At 42.1% G+C, this 18,914-nt stretch carries 19 protein-coding genes, 1 pseudogene and 1 riboswitch; of the genes and pseudogenes, 16 read left to right on the forward strand and 4 right to left on the reverse strand.

Annotated features, from left to right (window positions below; all coding sequences use genetic code 11):
- Window positions 1-61: 61 nt before the first annotated feature.
- A riboswitch (FMN riboswitch) is annotated at window positions 62-176 on the forward strand.
- Window positions 177-280: 104 nt separating this feature from the next.
- From ACMN7X_RS06140 to ACMN7X_RS06150, 3 genes are all read left to right on the forward strand, one after another.
- The gene (locus ACMN7X_RS06140) at window positions 281-1,846 is read left to right on the forward strand and encodes an FGGY-family carbohydrate kinase (RefSeq protein ID WP_418746602.1); all 1,566 of its coding nucleotides are present in this window, start codon (window positions 281-283) and stop codon (window positions 1,844-1,846) included.
- A 65-nt stretch (window positions 1,847-1,911) separates the two neighbouring features.
- Window positions 1,912-2,091: a (2Fe-2S)-binding protein gene (locus tag ACMN7X_RS06145; RefSeq protein WP_418746603.1), complete on the forward strand. Its 180-nt coding sequence runs from the start codon at window positions 1,912-1,914 to the stop codon at window positions 2,089-2,091.
- A 16-nt stretch (window positions 2,092-2,107) separates the two neighbouring features.
- Complete coding sequence (locus ACMN7X_RS06150; protein ID WP_418746604.1) at window positions 2,108-2,860, forward strand: SseB family protein; 753 nt, start codon at window positions 2,108-2,110, stop codon at window positions 2,858-2,860.
- 59 nt (window positions 2,861-2,919) lie between these two features.
- Here the strand turns inward: ACMN7X_RS06150 and mscL are convergent, their stop codons facing one another.
- Together mscL and ACMN7X_RS06160 are read right to left on the reverse strand one after the other, a co-directional pair.
- Window positions 2,920-3,315 (reverse strand): large conductance mechanosensitive channel protein MscL, encoded by a 396-nt coding sequence (mscL, locus tag ACMN7X_RS06155; protein ID WP_418746605.1) that lies wholly within the window; start codon window positions 3,313-3,315, stop codon window positions 2,920-2,922.
- Window positions 3,316-3,326: 11 nt separating this feature from the next.
- Window positions 3,327-3,770, reverse strand: a complete 444-nt coding sequence (locus ACMN7X_RS06160) for an Lrp/AsnC family transcriptional regulator (RefSeq protein WP_418746606.1) — start codon at window positions 3,768-3,770, stop codon at window positions 3,327-3,329.
- A gap of 259 nt (window positions 3,771-4,029) precedes the next feature.
- Between ACMN7X_RS06160 and ACMN7X_RS06165 the strand changes: the two genes are divergently transcribed.
- The 5 genes from ACMN7X_RS06165 to ACMN7X_RS06185 all read left to right on the forward strand — a co-directional run bounded on the left by ACMN7X_RS06165 (window position 4,030) and on the right by ACMN7X_RS06185 (window position 8,484).
- Window positions 4,030-5,433, forward strand: a complete 1,404-nt coding sequence (locus ACMN7X_RS06165; protein ID WP_418746607.1) for an aspartate ammonia-lyase — start codon at window positions 4,030-4,032, stop codon at window positions 5,431-5,433.
- A 292-nt stretch (window positions 5,434-5,725) separates the two neighbouring features.
- Complete coding sequence (locus ACMN7X_RS06170; protein ID WP_418746608.1) at window positions 5,726-6,823, forward strand: PD-(D/E)XK nuclease family transposase; 1,098 nt, start codon at window positions 5,726-5,728, stop codon at window positions 6,821-6,823.
- Window positions 6,824-6,896: 73 nt separating this feature from the next.
- Window positions 6,897-7,736 carry an SMR family transporter gene (locus ACMN7X_RS06175; RefSeq protein WP_418746609.1) on the forward strand — a complete coding sequence of 280 codons (840 nt, stop codon included), beginning with the start codon at window positions 6,897-6,899 and terminating at the stop codon, window positions 7,734-7,736.
- A 126-nt stretch (window positions 7,737-7,862) separates the two neighbouring features.
- Window positions 7,863-8,129 (forward strand): sporulation transcriptional regulator SpoIIID, encoded by a 267-nt coding sequence (gene spoIIID, locus ACMN7X_RS06180; RefSeq protein ID WP_418746610.1) that lies wholly within the window; start codon window positions 7,863-7,865, stop codon window positions 8,127-8,129.
- Between the two features lie 94 nt (window positions 8,130-8,223).
- Window positions 8,224-8,484 carry an HPr family phosphocarrier protein gene (locus ACMN7X_RS06185; RefSeq protein WP_418746611.1) on the forward strand — a complete coding sequence of 87 codons (261 nt, stop codon included), beginning with the start codon at window positions 8,224-8,226 and terminating at the stop codon, window positions 8,482-8,484.
- A 346-nt stretch (window positions 8,485-8,830) separates the two neighbouring features.
- Here the strand turns inward: ACMN7X_RS06185 and ACMN7X_RS06190 are convergent, their stop codons facing one another.
- Window positions 8,831-9,022, reverse strand: a complete 192-nt coding sequence (locus ACMN7X_RS06190; RefSeq protein ID WP_418746612.1) for a hypothetical protein — start codon at window positions 9,020-9,022, stop codon at window positions 8,831-8,833.
- Between the two features lie 128 nt (window positions 9,023-9,150).
- Here ACMN7X_RS06190 and ACMN7X_RS06195 point away from each other — a divergent pair, with 128 nt between their 5' ends.
- The 5 genes and pseudogenes from ACMN7X_RS06195 to ACMN7X_RS06215 all read left to right on the forward strand — a co-directional run.
- Complete coding sequence (locus tag ACMN7X_RS06195) at window positions 9,151-10,839, forward strand: S8 family peptidase (protein WP_418746613.1); 1,689 nt, start codon at window positions 9,151-9,153, stop codon at window positions 10,837-10,839.
- Window positions 10,840-11,019: 180 nt separating this feature from the next.
- A complete protein-coding gene (locus ACMN7X_RS06200) occupies window positions 11,020-11,442 on the forward strand; it encodes a hypothetical protein (RefSeq protein WP_418746614.1) in 423 nt (140 codons plus the stop codon).
- Window positions 11,443-11,644: 202 nt separating this feature from the next.
- Window positions 11,645-12,751 carry a PDDEXK nuclease domain-containing protein gene (locus ACMN7X_RS06205; protein ID WP_418746615.1) on the forward strand — a complete coding sequence of 369 codons (1,107 nt, stop codon included), beginning with the start codon at window positions 11,645-11,647 and terminating at the stop codon, window positions 12,749-12,751.
- A 372-nt stretch (window positions 12,752-13,123) separates the two neighbouring features.
- Window positions 13,124-13,306, forward strand: coding sequence for a hypothetical protein (locus ACMN7X_RS06210; RefSeq protein WP_418746616.1), 183 nt, complete (start codon window positions 13,124-13,126; stop codon window positions 13,304-13,306).
- Window positions 13,307-13,429: 123 nt separating this feature from the next.
- Window positions 13,430-13,561, forward strand: a pseudogene (locus tag ACMN7X_RS06215) (DNA damage-inducible protein D); the annotation flags it as partial.
- A 3-nt stretch (window positions 13,562-13,564) separates the two neighbouring features.
- On the opposite strand, the gene tsaA reads toward ACMN7X_RS06215, so the two are convergent.
- Entirely contained in the window at window positions 13,565-14,254 is a 690-nt protein-coding gene (tsaA, locus tag ACMN7X_RS06220; protein ID WP_418746617.1) for a tRNA (N6-threonylcarbamoyladenosine(37)-N6)-methyltransferase TrmO, read from the reverse strand.
- A gap of 174 nt (window positions 14,255-14,428) precedes the next feature.
- On the opposite strand from tsaA, the gene serS reads away from it, so the two are divergent.
- The 3 genes from serS to ACMN7X_RS06235 all read left to right on the forward strand — a co-directional run bounded on the left by serS (window position 14,429) and on the right by ACMN7X_RS06235 (window position 18,911).
- Entirely contained in the window at window positions 14,429-15,706 is a 1,278-nt protein-coding gene (gene serS / locus ACMN7X_RS06225) for a serine--tRNA ligase (RefSeq protein WP_418746618.1), read from the forward strand.
- Window positions 15,707-15,883: 177 nt separating this feature from the next.
- Entirely contained in the window at window positions 15,884-17,080 is a 1,197-nt protein-coding gene (locus tag ACMN7X_RS06230) for a helix-turn-helix transcriptional regulator (protein WP_418746619.1), read from the forward strand.
- A gap of 1 nt (window position 17,081) precedes the next feature.
- Window positions 17,082-18,911: an HD domain-containing protein gene (locus ACMN7X_RS06235; protein WP_418746620.1), complete on the forward strand. Its 1,830-nt coding sequence runs from the start codon at window positions 17,082-17,084 to the stop codon at window positions 18,909-18,911.
- Window positions 18,912-18,914: the final 3 nt, after the last annotated feature.

Raw genomic sequence — 18,914 nt, forward strand, 5'->3', positions numbered from 1 at the left:
GAGGCAGGCAGCCATAAAAATATTGTGCAATATTTTAATGTGGTGTATAATAAAGGCAGTAAAATTTCTTCAGGGCAGGGTGAAAGTCCCTACCGGCGGTAAAGTCCGCGAGCCGTAAGGCATGATTCGGTGAGATTCCGAAACCGACAGTACAGTCTGGATGGGAGAAGAAAGTAAATTGCGTATTTATTTTTGATGTGGGAAAGCTCTGAGTATGGAAATATTCAGGGCTTTTTGTTTGTTTAGAAGCACGCTTGATCACAGAAGGGAGCAGGGATTTATGGAAAAATATTATGTGGGATTTGATGCGGGGACTCAAAGTGTTAAGGTTGTCATCTGCAATGAGGCGATGGAATGTGTGGCTTCAGCCAGTAGGCCGACAACGCTGTTTTATCCGAATCCGGGATGGGTAGAGATGGATGTGGATGAATATCTGCGTATAACGAAGGAATGTATGAAGGAATGTTCGGAACAGATGGGGGCGCAGGGGCTTGATGTGAAGGGCGTTCAATCCATTATGGGCGATGGGATCATTTGCGGTATTGCCGGAGTGGACAGCGCAGGTAATGCCATCACGCCATATATCAATTATCTCGATTCCAGGACAGCAAAGGATGTTCAGAGAATCAATGCCATGGATTTGGATATTTGGGGGCGTGAGACCGGAAATGCGGAAGCAAACTGTATGTTTCCGGCGATGTTTGCCCGGTGGTTTCTTAAAAACAGCAATGCCTTTCGGGAAAAGGGCGCTAAATTTATTCACAATGCGCCGTATATTCTGGCTCATTTGGCGGGACTTTCTGCAGATGAAATGTTTGTTGACTGGGGCGCGATGTCGGGCTGGGGACTCGGATATAATGTCTATACAAAAGAGTGGTCGAAGGCGCAGCTGGATATTCTGGATCTGGATATCAAATATATGCCGAAAATTGTCCGGCCATGGGATATTATCGGTCGGCTGACTGAGGAAGCCGCCGAGGAAACCGGTCTTCCGGCAGGAATTCCAATCTGTGCCGGAGCCGGGGATACGATGCAGTCGATGATCGGCAGCGGAATTTTAGAGGCCGGGCATGCGGTGGATGTGGCCGGAACCTGTTCCATGTTTTGTGTATCCACCAACGGCATTGTGCCGGAGTTGAGCCGGAAGGGGAGCGGGCTTATTTTTAACAGCGGTTCTCTGCCGGGAACTTATTTCTATTGGGGATTTATCCGTACCGGCGGTCTGGCCCTGCGATGGTATAAAGATAATATCTGCGGAAAGGAAGAAGACGGCGATTATTATCAGGAATTGAGTGCGGACGCCGGGAAAATCCCGGTCGGCGCAAACGGCGTGCTGTTTTTGCCTTATCTGACAGGGGGTATGGGTGAGATCGCCAATGCCTGCGGGTGCTTTCTGAATATGACGCTGGATACGGATCAGGCGGTCCTCTGGCGGGCAGTTTTGGAAGCAATCGGTTATGATTATATGGAAATTACAGATATTTATCGAGGGGCGGGCGTCGATTTGAGCCGTATAGCGATCACTGAGGGCGGCAGCAGGGACGATTTATGGAATCAAATGAAATCCGATATGCTGGACAGCAAGGTCATTACTTTTAAAAATGCCGGGGGCGCGGTGGTGATCAACTGTATGTTCGGCGCCTATGCCATCGGAGATATTTCAGAGATTAAAGAACGATTGGAAGGTTATCTGGAGATTAAAAAGACCTATTATCCGGAAAAGGAGAATACGGAGAAATATCGGGGACTTTATCAGGTTCAAAAACAGCTTCTTAAACAGAATATGGGGCCGGTATTTGATTTGTTGGAAAAAATCCGTGTGCAGAACCCACTATCGGAAAATTAGTTACTGTGGTAGAATAGGAATGTCGAAATGAATTAGGATGCAATATTGACGGAGGTATAGACATTATGAATCGTAAAAAAGAAATCTGTTCCTGCTATCATGTGACAAAAGGTGATATTGCAGATGCTGTGGCTGACGGGGCAGCCTGCTATAAAGATATAAAAAAGGCGACGAAGGCGGGAAAGGCCTGCGGGAAATGTAAGAAAAAAGTCAAAAAATTAATGAAAAAATTACTTGCGGATTAAAGAGAGGTAAATAAAGATGAGAGGACTTAAAGAAAAAACATTAATACAACTGCAGAAACAGGATGTTGTTTATGTGATTTATTCAAAATGTACCCGTATGCCCTTTGTGTTTTGCGACCCGGAGAGTTATGATGATGAAATTTTTGTCTTCTACAATAAAGAGGATGCGGATCGGGAGTCAGAGCGTCTTTCATCATCGGGAAATCCGGCACAGGTGATAAAGATTGAAAGAAAAAGTTTTCTGGCATTTTATGCCGGATTGTACCTGTTGGGCGTCAACTGTCTGGTCATTAATAAAGGAACAAGTACACAGATTTCTGTACAGCTGAATGAATTGGTTCGGCGGCAGGAGAATCCGAAGCTTCCGGAGGGAAGGGTTAATGTTGAAAACAGAGAATTTCATTTGACGGCGCTTTATTTTATGCAGGAATTGCGCAGCAAGCCGCAAAACGGGCTGACGGAGGAACTCGGGGAACTTCAGGAGGAACTGCTGGCTCATTATAATGAGGGGTCGTTTATCATTGCGGTTCGTGAGGATAAAGGCATTGTTATCTTAAAGCAAAAGGATGGGAGAACGATGCTGCCGATCTTTACAGATGCCCAGGAATTTCAGAAGTTTCAGGCAATGAATCAGGGCTCAAAATTCGGAACGGCGGTTGTAACGCCGGAGAAGATATCCCGGCTTTTGCCAAAGGATGCTGCGGGAATTCTTGTGAATCCGATTGGCGTCAATCTGCCGTTAAAGATCGGCCGGGCAATACAGGCTTGAGGTTTTTGGAGTAGAAATGTTTAAGGGCTTCGATGTGTTCGAAGCCCTTGAAATATTTATTACTGAAGTTCTGATGTACAGTGAGGACAGCGGGTGGCCTCAATATCGATTTCACTCTTGCAGTAAGGACAGGTTTTAGTTGTCGGAGCAGCCGGTGCCTCTTCCTTGTGTCCAATAGACATAAGCTTATTTACAGCTTTTAACAGGCAGAACAGAATAAGGGCCGTGATGAAGAAGTTGATGACTGAGCCGATGAAATTTGAAGCAAATCCGGAAATATCTTCCGCTGTGTAGGTTGCGCCGCTCATGATCATCGAAATAATCGGATTGATGAAATTATCAGTCAGCGATGTGATGATTCCGGAGAAAGCGCCGGCGATCAAAACGCCGATTGCCATGTCCATGACATTTCCGCGCAGGGCAAATGCTTTAAACTCTTCAATAAATTTTTTCATAAGTATCCTCCTTAATCTTTTGATTGAATATTAAAACCCCTCGGCTGAACCGGGGTTGAAAAAACAATTTGAGTCTGCGTTTTACCAAATTTCTGAAGTTTTCCGATAAAAGTTTCCAGTTCGATCGTACTTGGAAAGGCGACCTTCATCAACATGGAATAGGCGCCGGTCACACAATTACATTCAATAACATTTGGAATGTGTTCAATGAATGGATAAAAAATTTTTTTCTGCGTCGGCGGCAGTTCCAGATTAATAAAAGCGATAATATGATATCCAAGTTTAACCGGATTGATCTTTGCGCTGTATCCGGTGATAACGCCTTCCTTTTCCAGTTTTTCAATGCGGGCAGATACGGCCGGAGTGGTGAGGAAAACTTCTTTTGCCAGTTCTTTCAGAGAGACACGGGCATTCTGCTGCAGTAATGTTATAAGTTTTGCGTCAATCTGATCCATAAACCAATCTCCCTTTTTTTTGTAAAAACAGAAAGCCTACTTAATAAAGTATACTTGAACACCTCCTAAAATGCAATAAACTTTTAGATAAGACTTTCAAAAATTAAGTCTTTTTTTGTTGTACTTAAAAAATAAAAGTTGAAATTCGGAGAAACCACTTTATTTTCACAATTTCGGGAAAGTGGTTTACTTTACAAAATTTTGGGTGTATTTTGATGGCATAAAAGGATTATTTGAAATTGTCAGGAGGAAAAATCTAATGAAAAAGATGCGGACGGAAGCGGATTCGATTGGTCAAATGGAAGTTCCGATGACGGCGTATTATGGAGTTCAGGCACTGCGGGCACGGCAGAATTTTCCGATTACCTATCGGCCGTTACATTCGGAATTTATCAAAAGTATGGCAAAATTAAAAAAGGCTTCGGCAATCACAAACAGGGATGCGGGACAGCTGGAAGCCAATATCGCCGAAGCGATGATTCGGGCCTGTGATGAGATTATTGAGGGACAGTTAAAAAAAGAATTTATTGTGGATGCCATTCAGGGCGGCGCCGGAACTTCGGCGAATATGAATGCCAATGAGGTTATTGCCAACCGGGCAATCGAGTTGTTGGGCGGCGTGAAGGGCGATTATTCTCTGGTTCATCCGAATGATCATGTCAATATGGCCCAGTCCACCAATGATGTTATTCCGAGTGCGGGAAAACTCACAACCCTTGTTTTGATGGAATCAATGCAGGTGAAATTGAGAAGATTATATGACAGTTTAATGGATAAATCCAGAGAGTTTGATTCAATCTTAAAGATGGGGAGGACTCAGCTTCAGGATGCGGTTCCGATGCGGTTGGGCCAGTCTTTTCATGCCTATGCCTCCGTGCTTAAACGGGATATTGAGCGGATTGAAGCGACAAAACAGTTTATGCGCATTTTAAATATGGGTGGAACCGCGATCGGCTCCTGCATTAATGTGAGCCCGGTATATCTCGAAAATATCTGTTCAAATATCAGTAAAGTTACCGGGGAGAATTTTGTTATGGCAGATGATCTGTTTGATGCGACACAAAATCTGGACGGATTTGTCAGCGTGTCGGCGGCTCTGAAAACCTGTGCGGTAAATTTATCCAAAATGTGCAATGATCTGCGCCTTTTAAGCAGCGGACCCAAGACCGGATTTGAGGAGATCAACCTTCCGGCCCGGCAGAACGGCTCGTCCATTATGCCCGGAAAGATCAACCCGGTTATTCCGGAGGTTGTGTCCCAGGTGGCCTTTAATATTATCGGAAATGATTTTACGATTACTATGGCGGCGGAGGCCGGACAGCTTGAATTAAATGCCTTCGAGCCGGTCGTTTTTTATAACCTTTTTGAATCTATTGAGACTCTTGGACGTGCAGCGGGAACGCTGAATGATAATTGTATTGAGGGAATTACGGCAAACTCAAAACATTGTGCGGAACTGGTGGATGCCAGCGTGGGCATTTCCACAGCCCTCTGTCCGGCGATTGGATATACGGCTGCCGCCGGAATTGCAAAGGAATCCCTGAAAACAGGCACGCCGGTGAAGCAATTGGTTATCCAAAAGGGACTGTTGTCGGAGAAAGAGGTTGACGTATTGCTGGAACCTTTTGCAATGACCGGCAAACCTTTGGAAATGGTAAGATAAAATTCAATTTATAAAGGGTGGCTGGTATTCACCGGTCACTTTATTAAATCAGACAATTAATCAATGTTTAAATATGTTGTCGAATCTGCACGATGAATGATGATTGAAGCCTTTTTAAAGCCGTGATAATATAAATTTGTGGATATCCCGTATGCGTCCGGCCCGGAGGCAGCGGATGCTCGAAAACAGAAATCTTTTCCCTTAAATTCTCACAGGGGATTCTGTTATCAAATCTTACAGGTTTATTCAAACCAATTATTCAAAACGAATTGAGAAGAAGGAGGAGGTGCCTATGGCACAAAAGTTGCAGGATTATTTTCCCATGATTCAAAGCAGGGAAGAGGTTTTAAACCAAATTAATGCTCATGAACATTTGAAACAAAGTTTTGGCGAGTGGAAGGAAAAGGACCAGAAATATTTTCTGGATATCTGCACAGGTGTTCGCGGGGTTAAGATGCTTTACGATGGATTTTTCAAAGAGGTTATGAATCCGGAATATATTCCGCAGAGGTTGAGTGATTTTCTCTCTCTGGTATTAGAGAAGCCGGTGCGGGTAACGAAGGTCCTGCCGAATGATTCTACACGGCTTACTGATGAGAGTTCTTTATTAATTATGGATATTGTTGTCGAGTTTGAAGATGGAGGTATCGGAAATGTCGAGGTACAGAAACTTGGCTACAAATTTCCGGGACAGCGCAGTGCCTGTTATTCGGCTGACTTGCTGCTGCGCCAGTATAAGCGGCTCAGAGATGAAAAACAGAAAAAATTCAGTTATCTGGATATTCAGACAGTGTATACAATTATTCTGTTTGAAAAAAGCCCTAAAGAATTTAAGGAATATCCCGATGTATATCTTCATGTTCTGCAGCAGAAATCCAATTCAGGAATTCAGATTGATATACCTCAGAAATTTGTTTACATAGCCCTTGACATCTTCCGTAAAAAACAGCAAAATGAAGATGACGGTATACATAATAAACTTGAGGCATGGCTTACATTCTTTTGCAGAGATGAACCGGAGATGATTTTAAAACTCATTGAACAGTATCCGGGATTCCGAAGCCTTTACGAAGATATTTATGAGCTTTGCCGGAATGTGGAGGAAGTGATGCAGTTGTTTTCAAAAGAATTGCTTGAAATGGATCGTAATACGGTAAAGCTTATGATTGATGAGATGCAGGAGGAACTTCAGAAGCAGGGACAGGCAATTGAAGAACAAGGCCAGACAATCGAAGAACAAGGTCAGACAATCGAAGAACAGAGTCAGACGATTGAAGAACAGGGTCGAACAATTGAGGAGCAGAGCGGCATTATTCAGGAGAAAGATAAAGCTCTGGAATTATCTGCGCGGCGTATTGCTGAATTAGAAAGAGAACTTTCGGAGAAATAGGATAATGAATATACAAAAGATAAAGAGGAGCTGTTGCAAAAGCAGATAATCTGCCAAGGCAGCATGAAAGTATATGTTGTATTTAGGAATGGCGATTATAGCCAGCGCGATGGTGTCAACGGTTATGCGCCTTAGTGAAGGTAAGATTAAGAATAATATGGGAATGTTTGTGGCGAATTACGTTGTCTGTTCAATGTTTTCTCTGCTGTTTATGGATCCTCTCGGATTCGGGAAGGCGGCGGCCGGAACGGGAATCGCTGTTGGCCTTGGATTGTTTTCGGGTGTTCTGTTTTTGACCAGTTTTGTTCTTTTGCAGCAGAATATCAGGAAAAATGGCGTGGTCTTAGCTGCCACATTTATGAAGCTGGGAGTGTTGATCCCAACACTTATGGCCATCATTATTTTTCGCGAACGCCCTGGACTTTTTCAGGTATCAGGAATCGGACTGGCGATTGCGGCTATTATCATGATTCACTTTGAGAAGGAAAGTGTGGAGGCTTCCAAGTATCAGTTTCTCCTGATTGTCCTTTTATTTGTCAGCGGTTTTACGGATTCTATGGCAAATATTTATGATAAACTTGGGAACGCAGAATTAAAAGACCATTATCTGCTTTTTACTTTTCTGGCAGCTGGCGTATGTGCGCTCCTGCTCTGGCGCAAAAAATGTCAGAAGTTCTGCGTATGGGATGTTTTGGCAGGCATTTGTATCGGTATCCCGAATTATTTTTCCTCTCGCTTTCTGCTGATGGCTCTTCATCATTTGCCGGCAGTGATTGTGTATCCGGCGTATAGCGTAATGACTATTGTGGTCATAAGTATTGTGGGGGCGGTGTTGTTTAAGGAAAAATTGAGCAGGAAAAAGGCGGCTGCAATCGCATTGATTTTTCTTGCGCTGGTGTTGCTGAATTTATAATTTTTTTTGATGATTGTTATTCGCCTCCAAATGTTTATGGCGGGCATTGATTTTGCTGTATGGAGTATTCATACCCGTCAAAGTTATTTCATACATTATAAAAACAGCGTCTTCGGAGGCTTACCCTTGAAAGATTATATTGAAGAGAGGGCAGTGGAGATTGCCAATTATATTATTGAAACAAAAGCGACGGTACGGCAGACGGCAAAAAAATTTGGAATCAGTAAAAGTACGGTACATAAAGATGTTACGGAAAGACTGCTTGTTATCAATCCGCCGTTGGCCAGACAGGCCAGATCGGTGCTTGATGTAAATAAGTCGGAGCGGCATATTCGCGGAGGTTTGGCGACGCGGGAAAAATACAGGCATATCCGGGATGAAAAGTGTTTATGAAAAATGTGGAAAATCTATGGAGTTTTTTCAGCAGGATGTGTTATAATATAGGCAGGTTTACACTTGATTAAATCAATAATTGGGGGCAGTGATTATGGTAAAAGAAAAAGTGCTTGTGAAAAATCCAATTGGTGTACATTTAAGACCTGCAGGAGATATCGCAGAGGCAGCAATTAAATATAAAAAGTGTGAGGTCTATCTGGCATCCGGCGGCCGTACAGTGAATGGTAAGAGCTTATTGAGTATCCTCAGTCTTGGAATTAAACAGAATACGGAATTTGAAATTATTTGTGACGGTGAAGATGAAGAAGCCGCTATGAAGTCCATTATGGCAGCTTTGGGGCCGGATTTATAAAGATTTGTTGAATTTGAGGTACAGAAGAAAGTGCTGTACCTCTTTTTTAATTTTAATTGTAAAATATTTCCAATGAGGAAACATAAAAAAATCGATATTTTTAAATATCGATTTTTTTTATGAGTTTATTTTTGTAACTATATATGAATATATAGGGGAAGGCGAGGGGGCCTGGCAGTTGGCAATCTGCCAGGCAGATGTTATGAAAAAATCAAATCACTTCATAGTAATGATTAATTACTATGGTTTTATTATAATTGGAAAATGTGTCCAAAATTTGTCTTTCAGATTAAAGAATTCTAAAGTTTCAAAATGATGAATTTATAGTTTATTTATTTTTTCTTAACTATTTTCTTTTATTTAAGTAGTTATAAACAAGAATCATGGCATAGAGCAGACATGGAACCGCAATGGTCAGCAAAATGGATGCTTTGAATAAAGTAAAGGCCAGCGGAGAATCGATTAAAGCAAAAATCAAGGTGGACAGATAAAGTCCGGCCAGAAGTATAATGCCGATGATGGCCAATATACGTTTCATAAAGGTTTTCCTCCTTCTTTTGAATTTCCAATATAGATATGATAGAGCTTTTTTGCTGTCTTGTAAAGAAAAAGCACATGGAAATGAGAAAATATGAATAGAAATGGTAAAAACTGTCTGGAGTTTTTATGGAAAATCAAAAACTGGAAAACCTTTTGAATCTGGCTCTTTCGGCGACGGAGGCGGAAAGAGAAAAATCGTATATTTTAAATGTAGGATATTCCCGGGAAGAAAAAACATGGGAATTGATTGTAAAGTATACGGGGAGTCTTCAGAAGTATGCTGATGAAAGGGTTCAGATTGTCGAGTTATATAATGAGTATGCCATAATCACTGTACCAGAAAATATGGTGATGACGGTTTCTGAATGGCCGGAGGTAGAATATGTGGAAAAGCCGAAGCGGCTTTACTTTCAGACAGCGCAGGGAAAACGGGCTTCCTGTATTTCGCTGGTGCAGGTGCCGCCATTGGAATTGACGGGCCGGGGCGTGCTTATTGCAGTGATTGATTCGGGAATTGATTACCGCCATGAAGAATTTCTGTATCCGGATGGAACTTCAAGAATTTTATATGTGTGGGATCAGACAGCCGACGGGACGCCGCCGGAGGGATACACAATAGGGAGAGAGTTTACCCGGGAGGATTTAAATCGCTCTTTGGCTGAAGGCGGTGAGGCAATCACCATAGACAGGAGCGGTCATGGAACCGCCGTAGCTGCCATCGCCGCGGGCAATTCAGGGGTGGCCTATGACAGCGAATTGATCGTTGTTTCTCTCGGACAGCCCAGAGAGGATTCTTTTCCAAGAACAACAGAGTTGATGCAGGCAGTCAATTATGTGATTGAAAAGGCCGTAGAACTTAGACGGCCGATTGCCGTTAATTTAAGTTTTGGAAATACATATGGTTCGCATGCGGGCAATAGCCTGGTGGAGACTTATCTGGATGATATGTCCAATTTTGGAAGGAGTGTTTTTGTCATAGGCACGGGAAATGAAGGAAACGCAGCAGGGCACACGGAAGAAATTTTACAGATGGGGAGCAATACGGAAGTTCCCTTCCTGATTCAGACCTATGAAACGTCATTAAATATTCAAATTTGGAAATCCTATGTGGATGATATATTGTTGGAGTTAGTAAATCCGGAAGGAATACGTGTCGGATATTTTCAGCCGATACTGGGCCCACAACGTTTTACACTGGGGCAGACGGAAATTCTGGTTTATTATGGGGAGCCGAGTCCGTTTAGTTTATACCAGGAGATTTTTGTTGATTTTATTCCAAAACAGGATTATCTGGACAGCGGGCAGTGGAGGTTTCGCCTTATCCCGGAACGGATTGCCGACGGCAGAGTCAACTTGTGGATGCCGACTCATACAGTGTTAAATAGTGGAACACGATTTCTCTATCCGTCGCCGAACCATACCCTTACTATTCCGTCAACGGCCGTAAGAGCTGTTTCAGTCGGCGCTTATGACAGCATACGCAATGTTTACGCCGATTTTTCCGGTCGGGGGAATAATATCAATGGGATCGGCAAGCCGGATTTGGCGGCCCCGGGGGTTGGAATTCGGACGGCAGCTCCGGATAATCGGTATGTTACTGTGGACGGAACATCTTTTGCGACACCCTTTGTTACGGGAAGCAGCGCACTCCTTATGCAGTACGGCATTGTAGATGGCAATGATCCCTTTCTGTATGGGGAGAAGGTGAAGGCGTATTTAAGGAGAGGAGCGAGGCCGCTGCCGGGAATTACAGAGTATCCCAATCCACAGATTGGATGGGGAACGTTGTGCGTGAGGGACTCATTGCCAGAGTAGGAGTAGAATAGAAGCACAGGTTGCTGTGTGTGAGGGAGAGCCTGCCGATAAAATAGAAATAAAAGCTATTGAAAAAAATAGAAAAATATACTATATTAAAAGTATAATCAAATAACGTGATTAGCGAGTTTAAAGAAAATAGGTAAATTAGTGAAATTAAACAAAAGAGGAGATATATTAATGAAAATATCAACAGCTGAGATAAAAATGTTAATAAAGGAATGTGTTGGGTCATGTGGAATATATACAGCGGCGGATTTTGGAAATTATATAAGCTTGAATAGTGGAAAAGATTTTACACGTAGTCAGATTTCTGGAGCACTTGCTCAATTAGTTGATACAAAGGATATTGTAAGAGTAGGACGAGGGTTATATTCGAAGGATGCCAAATCCATTTCAAATCGAAGTGCTATTTCCCGTAATGAAACAGAGAATAAATTGCAAAAGGAAATTTATGATGCTTTAAGCAAAGTAGAAAAAGATTTGGCAAAGGTAACAGGTTCAATTAATATTTGGGAGTTAGATGGTGAAAATTTTGAAATTGTAGCTAAAATACGTGGGCTAAAAAAATCAATAGAAGAGATAAAAAACCAATGTAACTAAGTATTTTGTCACTATTAAAGGAATGGAGAGAGAATCATGTTCTTTTTATGTATATCGAAACAAGTATGTAGTTACATGCAAATCAGGCATATTAGGTGTTTATGCGTGTAGGAGATAAATCTAAGAAACTTTTATTTGAAGAACAGCTGCAGTTAATGCACCGGATGCTAAAGCGAAAGTTATTTGGATAACGGGAGGCATAATGGAAGAAAGATTGACAATAGAGATGGATGATTTTACAGAAGAAAAATTAGATAACCTATGTAAAAATGTTGTTGAACTGATTAATTATTCCAGAAGTGTTGTACTTAAAGAAGTCAATCTTATTCAATTGATGACTTATTTTACTTTAGGAAAGTGGATTGTTGAAGTCCAGCAGGATGGAGAAAGCAGAGCTCAGTATGGGAAAAAAGTATTAATAACTTTATCAGAGACATTGAATAGGGAATTTGGGAAAGGTTTTTCGGTTGCAACTCTAACAAATATACGTAAATTTTATTTAACATATCAGGATCGGATTTCAGAACCAGTAGTTACGGAATTTGCAATTGAAAAATCGCAACCGCTGGTTACGAAATTGAAAAGTAAGCCGCCATTTCATTTGTCATGGTCTCATTATTTGATTTTGATGCGAATTGAAAACATGGAAGAGAGAAATTTTTATGAAAGGCAGGCATGGAAAGAAGGCTGGGGGAAAAGGGAGCTTGGCCGACAATATGGTAGTTCTCTGTATGAGAGACTACTGATTGGAAAAGACAAAGATAAAATCTTAGAAACTTCGCAAAAGGGGCAGATTATAGAAAAACCAGGAGATATTGTAAAGGATCCTTATGTACTGGAATTTCTGGGATTAGATGAAAGGACAGATTTTTCTGAATCAGAGCTGGAAAGTCGTTTGATTGACCATTTGCAGGAGTTCCTGCTTGAACTTGGAACAGGATTTGCTTTTGTGGCGAGACAGAAACGATTTTCCTTTGAAGAAGACCATTTCAGAGTGGATCTTGTGTTTTATAATCGTCTATTACAATGCTTTGTTTTATTTGATTTGAAGACTGAAAAGCTAAAACATCAGGATCTGGGCCAGATGCAGATGTATGTAAATTATTATGACCGATATGAAAAACAGGATTTTGAAAATCCAACGATTGGTGTTCTGATGTGCCCGGATAAAAATGATGCAATGGTAGAACTGACACTTCCGGAGAACTCCAATATATATGCTTCAAAATACCAGTTGTATTTACCAGATAAAAAGTTATTGCGGGATAAACTGAAGGAGTGGATGGAAGAAGCAGAGGGTGAGTTTTAATCTAGAACTAAAATTTGCGTTTTAGTAATTTTTTGCCTCATAGTTTCATGAACCTATGGGATTATGAGGTGTTATTTTGCCCAAAATGGGATGGGAAATCTGACGGAACGAAGAAATTATTAAAAAAGTATAAAATTTTATTAGTCCTTAGTTGACAGCACCGTATGGGGAGAAGGTGAAGGCGTATTTGCGGCGTGGGGCGAGGCCACTGCCGGGAATTACCGAATATCCCAATCCATAGATTGGATGGGGAACGTTGTGCGTGAGGGACAGTCTGCCGATGTAGGTCGGGCTGCATGTGCAGAATGTTATTCCTGTTGATATGTATAACCAAAATGCAATATAGGAGCTTATTCATGAGGATTAATACATATGTCAAATCGTCAGATAGCGGTTCTGGCAGAAGAGGGATATTTAGAAAAGGTATGTCATGGATGTTATTGGCTGGCGGGAGGACAAAATAAAAAACTCAGGATGACAAATGCATTGAAGTATGTCTTAGCAGCACAAGCTCTGCTATTTGCATGGATGATGCGCTTTATTATTAAAAAGTGATTGCAGAGGAACCGGAATATATATCAGTTGCCGCGGAGAGAACAGATTGCAGTGCACTAAAAATGAATTTTCCGACAAAAAGGCACTGTTTTTCGGACAGTAATAAAACTATGGTATCCTGCGAAAATGGTCAGTATAGGAAGCGGAGCTGCCAGGACTGTAAAGGATTATGCTTTGACACGATATGCCTGCTATTTGATTGCTCAAAATGGGGATTCGAGGAAAAGTGAGATTGCCTTTGCACAGAGCTATTTTTAATCATAAATGCTTTATGTGAATAACATACAAAACATCATTTTCCACTCGAAATTTAATTTCCATTCCGGCAAAGCGAAGACCGTAAATTCTTTCCGGGTTATTTTGATAAGAAGGTCTTGGATCCTGGGCTAAAACAGCCAATAGGGCCTCCTGTTTATCTGATGGAACATGTTCCAGGAGTTCCGGCGCACATTCGATGCGAAGGGAATAGTTCTTCAGCGGACCAGCAAAACCTTCGGAAGCCTCCGGATGACTGTCCGCATAGGGAAGATAGGGTTTAATATCAAAAATCGGCGTGCCGTTCATTAAATCTGCCCCCAGAATATGGAGTATCGGTCCATGCTCGGAATGGGGTTCGATGCTTTCCAGCCGAACAGAAGAAAGCCCAAGGGGATTTGGGCGAAAAGGAGAGCGGGTTGCAAAAACGCCCATGCGGGTATTGCCGCCGAGACGGGGTGGACGGACGGTAGCGGTCCAATTGCTTTTCATATTTTCGGAGAATCCCCAAATCAGCCAGATATGCGAATAATCTTCCAGTCCGCGGAAAGCTTCCGGGTTTCTATATTCCGGCTCAAAAACGATTTCAGCCTTCAGGGTATTGATCAGGCTGCTTTGGCGGGGAATGCCGAACTTATCCGGAAAATCGTTGCGGATATAGGCAATAGGTTTTATGCTGTATGTGTTCTGCATAGGGCGTACCTCCGAATAACATTATAATTTATAAGTATACTGTATATAAAAGAAAATTTCAAAATAAAACTGCATGTAACATCCAAAAAGATACAGAAGTCAACAGGGTTTTTATTGAAAAAAAGTTGAATTTGTAATATAATGAATTGGATTATTGGTAAGGAGGAAATGAGCATGCTTGATTTAAAAATGATAAGAAATAATCCGCAGTTTGTGCATGATGCATTGTTGAAAAGAAACACAGATGTGGATTTTACAGAATTGCTTTCCTGGGATGCGGAACGACGTTCAAAAATTGCAGAAGTAGAAGTGATGAAGAATGATAGAAATGTTACATCCAAGAAGATTCCGGTGATGAAGAAAAATGGTGAAGATGTGACCGGAGAAGTCACCCGCATGAGAGAGCTTGGAGATAAGATTTCTGTTTTTAATAATGAAATTCGAGAATTAGAAGAAAAAATTCAGTATATGTTAGATCGTTTGCCGAATATTCCTGCTGAAGGTGTCGTAGCCGGAGGCAAGGAAAATAATATAGTAGACCATCAGTGGGGAAAAAAGCCGGAATTTGATTTTGAGCCTAAAAACCATGTTGATCTTTGCAAGAGCCTTGGATTGGTGGATTATGAGCGTGGTGTAAAAATAGGCGGAGAAGGATGTTGGCTTTATACAGGAAGAGGAGCGCAGCTTGAGTGGGCCCTGCTCAACTTCTTTATTAAGGAGCATCTTAAAGACGGATATATGTTCATCCTTCCGCCGCACATGCTGACATATCAGTGTGGTTATGTGGCCGGTCAATTCCCGAAATATGTCGAAGAGGATTATTGGATTGACGGAGGTCCGGATGTCGGTGCAAGATTTATGCTTCCAACGGCTGAGACCGCTTTGGTAAATCTCCATCGGGATGAAATTCTTCGGGAAGAGGATCTGCCAAAAAAATATTTTGCATATACTCCATGTTTTAGACGTGAGGCAGGAAGCAGCCGAATTGAGGAACGTGGAATGGTTCGGGGGCATCAGTTTAATAAGGTTGAAATGGTTCAGTATGCACATCCGGATCATAGCGAAGAAGCGTTTGCGGAGTTGTGCGGAAAAGCGGAATCATTAGTGCAGAAATTGGGACTGCATTATCAACTTAGCCGTTTGGCAGCGGATGACTGTGCATTTTCTATGGGAAAAACGAATGATATTGAAGTTTGGATTCCTAGCATGGGTATTTATAAAGAGGTCAGCTCTGCATCGAATGGCTATGATTATCAGGCTCGCCGCGGCAATATTCGTTTTAGAGATGCCAGTGGAAAGACCAGATTGGTTCATACTCTGAATGCGTCCGGACTTGCTACAAGTCGTATAATGCCAGCGATCGTTGAACAATATCAGCAGGAGGATGGCAGCGTCGTTGTTCCGGAGGTTCTTCGTGCGGATATGGGTATTGATGTAATTAAACCGCTTTGATCAAGAACATTGGGGAAAGTTAAAAGAATTTGAGGCAGAGTTTTCGTTGTGTCTGTTTCAAAAAAAAAATTTAAATTTCAAATATGAAATATTATTAAATTGTCAAGGATTTACATTCATGGAATCCCTCCTTATAATGAGAGTATGAAAACTTTCATTATAAGGAGGGATTTTTTTATGGCGACGGAGAAAAAAGCAGCGGCTGAGGAAAAGAAGGTATATGAGGAAAAAAAGCCGTATAAAGAGAAAATAAAAGAACTGAAGAAAAAGTATAAGCTTCTGGGCAAGCTGGAAGAGCAGGCTGTGGCGGATGAGCAGAAAATTCAGAAGAATGTTATCAACAATTTGAGATATATTCAGCGTGCCTATGAAATTGAAAGCCAAAATGATCTGGCAGATATCCTGGATATCAGCCCGCCCCAGTTATCGAGGATTTTGAAAGGCGAACAAATGCCGTCCCTGTCTCCGTGTCTTATAAATATTTACAGGCAATTCGGTTTTACGATTCATGATTTCATTTTTAATGATGTTGAACTTATAGACTGGAGAAGAAGAGTTATAAAAGAAAATCTTCCTGTTGTGAATGATATGAAGTATTCGGGTATTTATCAGTTCTATTATTTCGATACGTCGGAAAACAGGGGACGGGAGAAATATACCCATGGGGATGCGCTGATGAGCGGTATTATGTTTATTGATGAGAAGAAGCCGGAGGCGGATAAACAAGATGTTATGGCCGTTTTCAATATGAGTAAGGAGAGAGCGGATTCATTCTATGAAAATACTCTGAAAGCGGGTAAAGTGACAGCTACCACCTGCAAGGACATATTTAAGAATTTAAGCGGTGCATATTATGGTGAATTGGAATTTTCGGTTAAGCATTTTTTTATTAGCCTCAACTTTGGAGGGCTAAAGGACAGAGTTCAAATGATATTTCACTTTTGTCCGGACAGCAATGAGAGAGAGTATATCGGCGGGCTCGGAACGATGCTTTCTCCGTCAAAGAGTCGGATTTCAAAGCCTTGTTTTCAGTATGTCGCGTTGGTCAAAGCCTCTTTGGATGTTTCAGAGGAAGAGATTGCCGCCCATTTGCTGCTGCGTTATCCACAATTTGAAGTTTGCAATATGGCTATGGATGACTTGGTTAATTTCACAGCAGATTTGTACAGAACGGATGTTGAGGCGAATGACCGGCTTTCTAAATTGCCGGATGTCCAGAAGAAAACCCTTGTAAAAAATTACGTGGACAAGATTGTCAATGAAACTGTAGAGAATAATATGCTTCGAACCGTGGCTGTGTCCGGCGAGGACGATGAAGCCTTCTGCCGTTATATCAAAAGGGTGAACGTGAATATGCATGCGGAGGTGAAGTAGCATGACGCCTGCGGAAGATAAAATTTGGATGCCGGTAAAACCTTTAAATCTCAGAGAGCAAGCTGAGGCTCAGATATATTTTACGCGGCTTCTTGCGGAAATGAAAAGGCATGTCCTTCCGGATGAGAAAGTTTTGAAAAAAGCTTATACACTGGCGCTTACGGCCTATGGCGGCAGGCGAAAAGAGACAGAGGAGTTATGTATCGTACATTCCCTGCGGGTTGCAAAGATTCTCGCCGACTGCGGTCACGAAACAGATGTGGTCTCAGCTGCGATGCTTCATGAAGTTCTTGAAGTGCGCGGCGTCACAAAAGGGAAGCTGGAAGAAGAATTGGGGTTGAATATTGCAGATATTGTCGATGCGGTGACAAGCATCGATGCGAAACCTGCGCCGGATGAATCCATATCGGAATTTGATTTGGATATCATGGAGGACGTCCGCTTTTTAAAAGGGGGTGTCAGGTCCGGGAAAGCAGTGTATATTAAGTGTGCGGATCGAATTGATGATCTTCGGACAATTTCATCATTTCCGGAAGAAAAGCAAAGGGCCGAGGCGTATTATACACGAAATATGCTCATCCCCGCGGCACGAAAGCTTCGTATCCATTATTTTGCGGACATTCTGGGCGACCTCTGCCTGCAGATTGAGAATCCTGAAAGGTATCGTGAATTGAAAGATACATATAAGGATGTTTTAAGAAAGAATAAAGATACATTTTCCAGGCCGGACGGTTTGATTAAGGGAAGCCTGCTCATGGTACGCGAGGATGACCTTATGGGGAAATATGTGAAAGATTTTGATTTTAAGGAAAGATGTATAGACAGTATTCATTTGGAGTTGTCCGGAAAACTCGGAGCGCGGGATGCTGTCAAGGTGGCTTTTAAAAAACACATGGTTCCATTGTTTGATGTTTATTTTATCTCCGGTGATTTGTATACGGGGGGTCCGGATGATCTGTTTTTTGTTTTTTATGACAGGCTCCATGAAAGTCCATATCAGCTTACAATTGTCGGTCATCACCAGGATGATTATGAAACCTACTATATTATGAAAGATCGGTACGGCAACAACTATCGATTATTTGTGCAGTCAGAGACGGAACATCTGGAGTTTACCCAGGGCCTGCTGTTTTCCTCGGCGTATAGTGAATTCCATAATAGCCTTGATTATGTGGATGCGGCGGAGTCGGGCGGGGCGGATCAGAAAATGATTTCTGTATTCACAAAGGATGGCTCAATGATGTCTATCGTGGATGGGGCCACGGTTCTTGATTTCGCTTTTGCTCTTGATTCGAATGTCGGACTTTGTGCAAAATATGCCTATTTAAACGGCGGAACATCCCGAATGCCGATCTATACCCGATTAAGCTCCGGGGATATGGTGGAGATCGTCGCTGATTACAGCCGGCAGGAGCATGGAAGTTCCATTCCCCATGCCACTGTCCGATGGTTTGAATACCTTCATTCCCGGGAAGCCACGAAAGTGCTTTCAAGATGGCTGGAGAAACATATGGATGCGGCTTTGCCGCCGATGCTTGTTTATGATGCATCGGGCGCGGAATATGAAATTGATCTGGCGTCCACAGTTCTTGATTTTGCTTTTGTGGTCGGGGATCAGGTTGGACTTCATGTAAAAAAAGCTTATATTAATAACAGTCCTACGCCGGCCGAATTGGACACGATACTCCGGTATGGGGACCAGGTTCGATTTGAGTATGACCCGGAGGATTCAGAGACACCGGCGCTTAACTGGATGAGCATTGTAAAGACAAAGCGGGCTAAGGATAAAATTATTGACTATTTCAGTAGGAAATTAACAAATGATATTTAAGGG

It is taken from the genome of Frisingicoccus sp. (assembly GCF_048388605.1).
GTDB lineage: Bacteria > Bacillota > Clostridia > Lachnospirales > Lachnospiraceae > Frisingicoccus.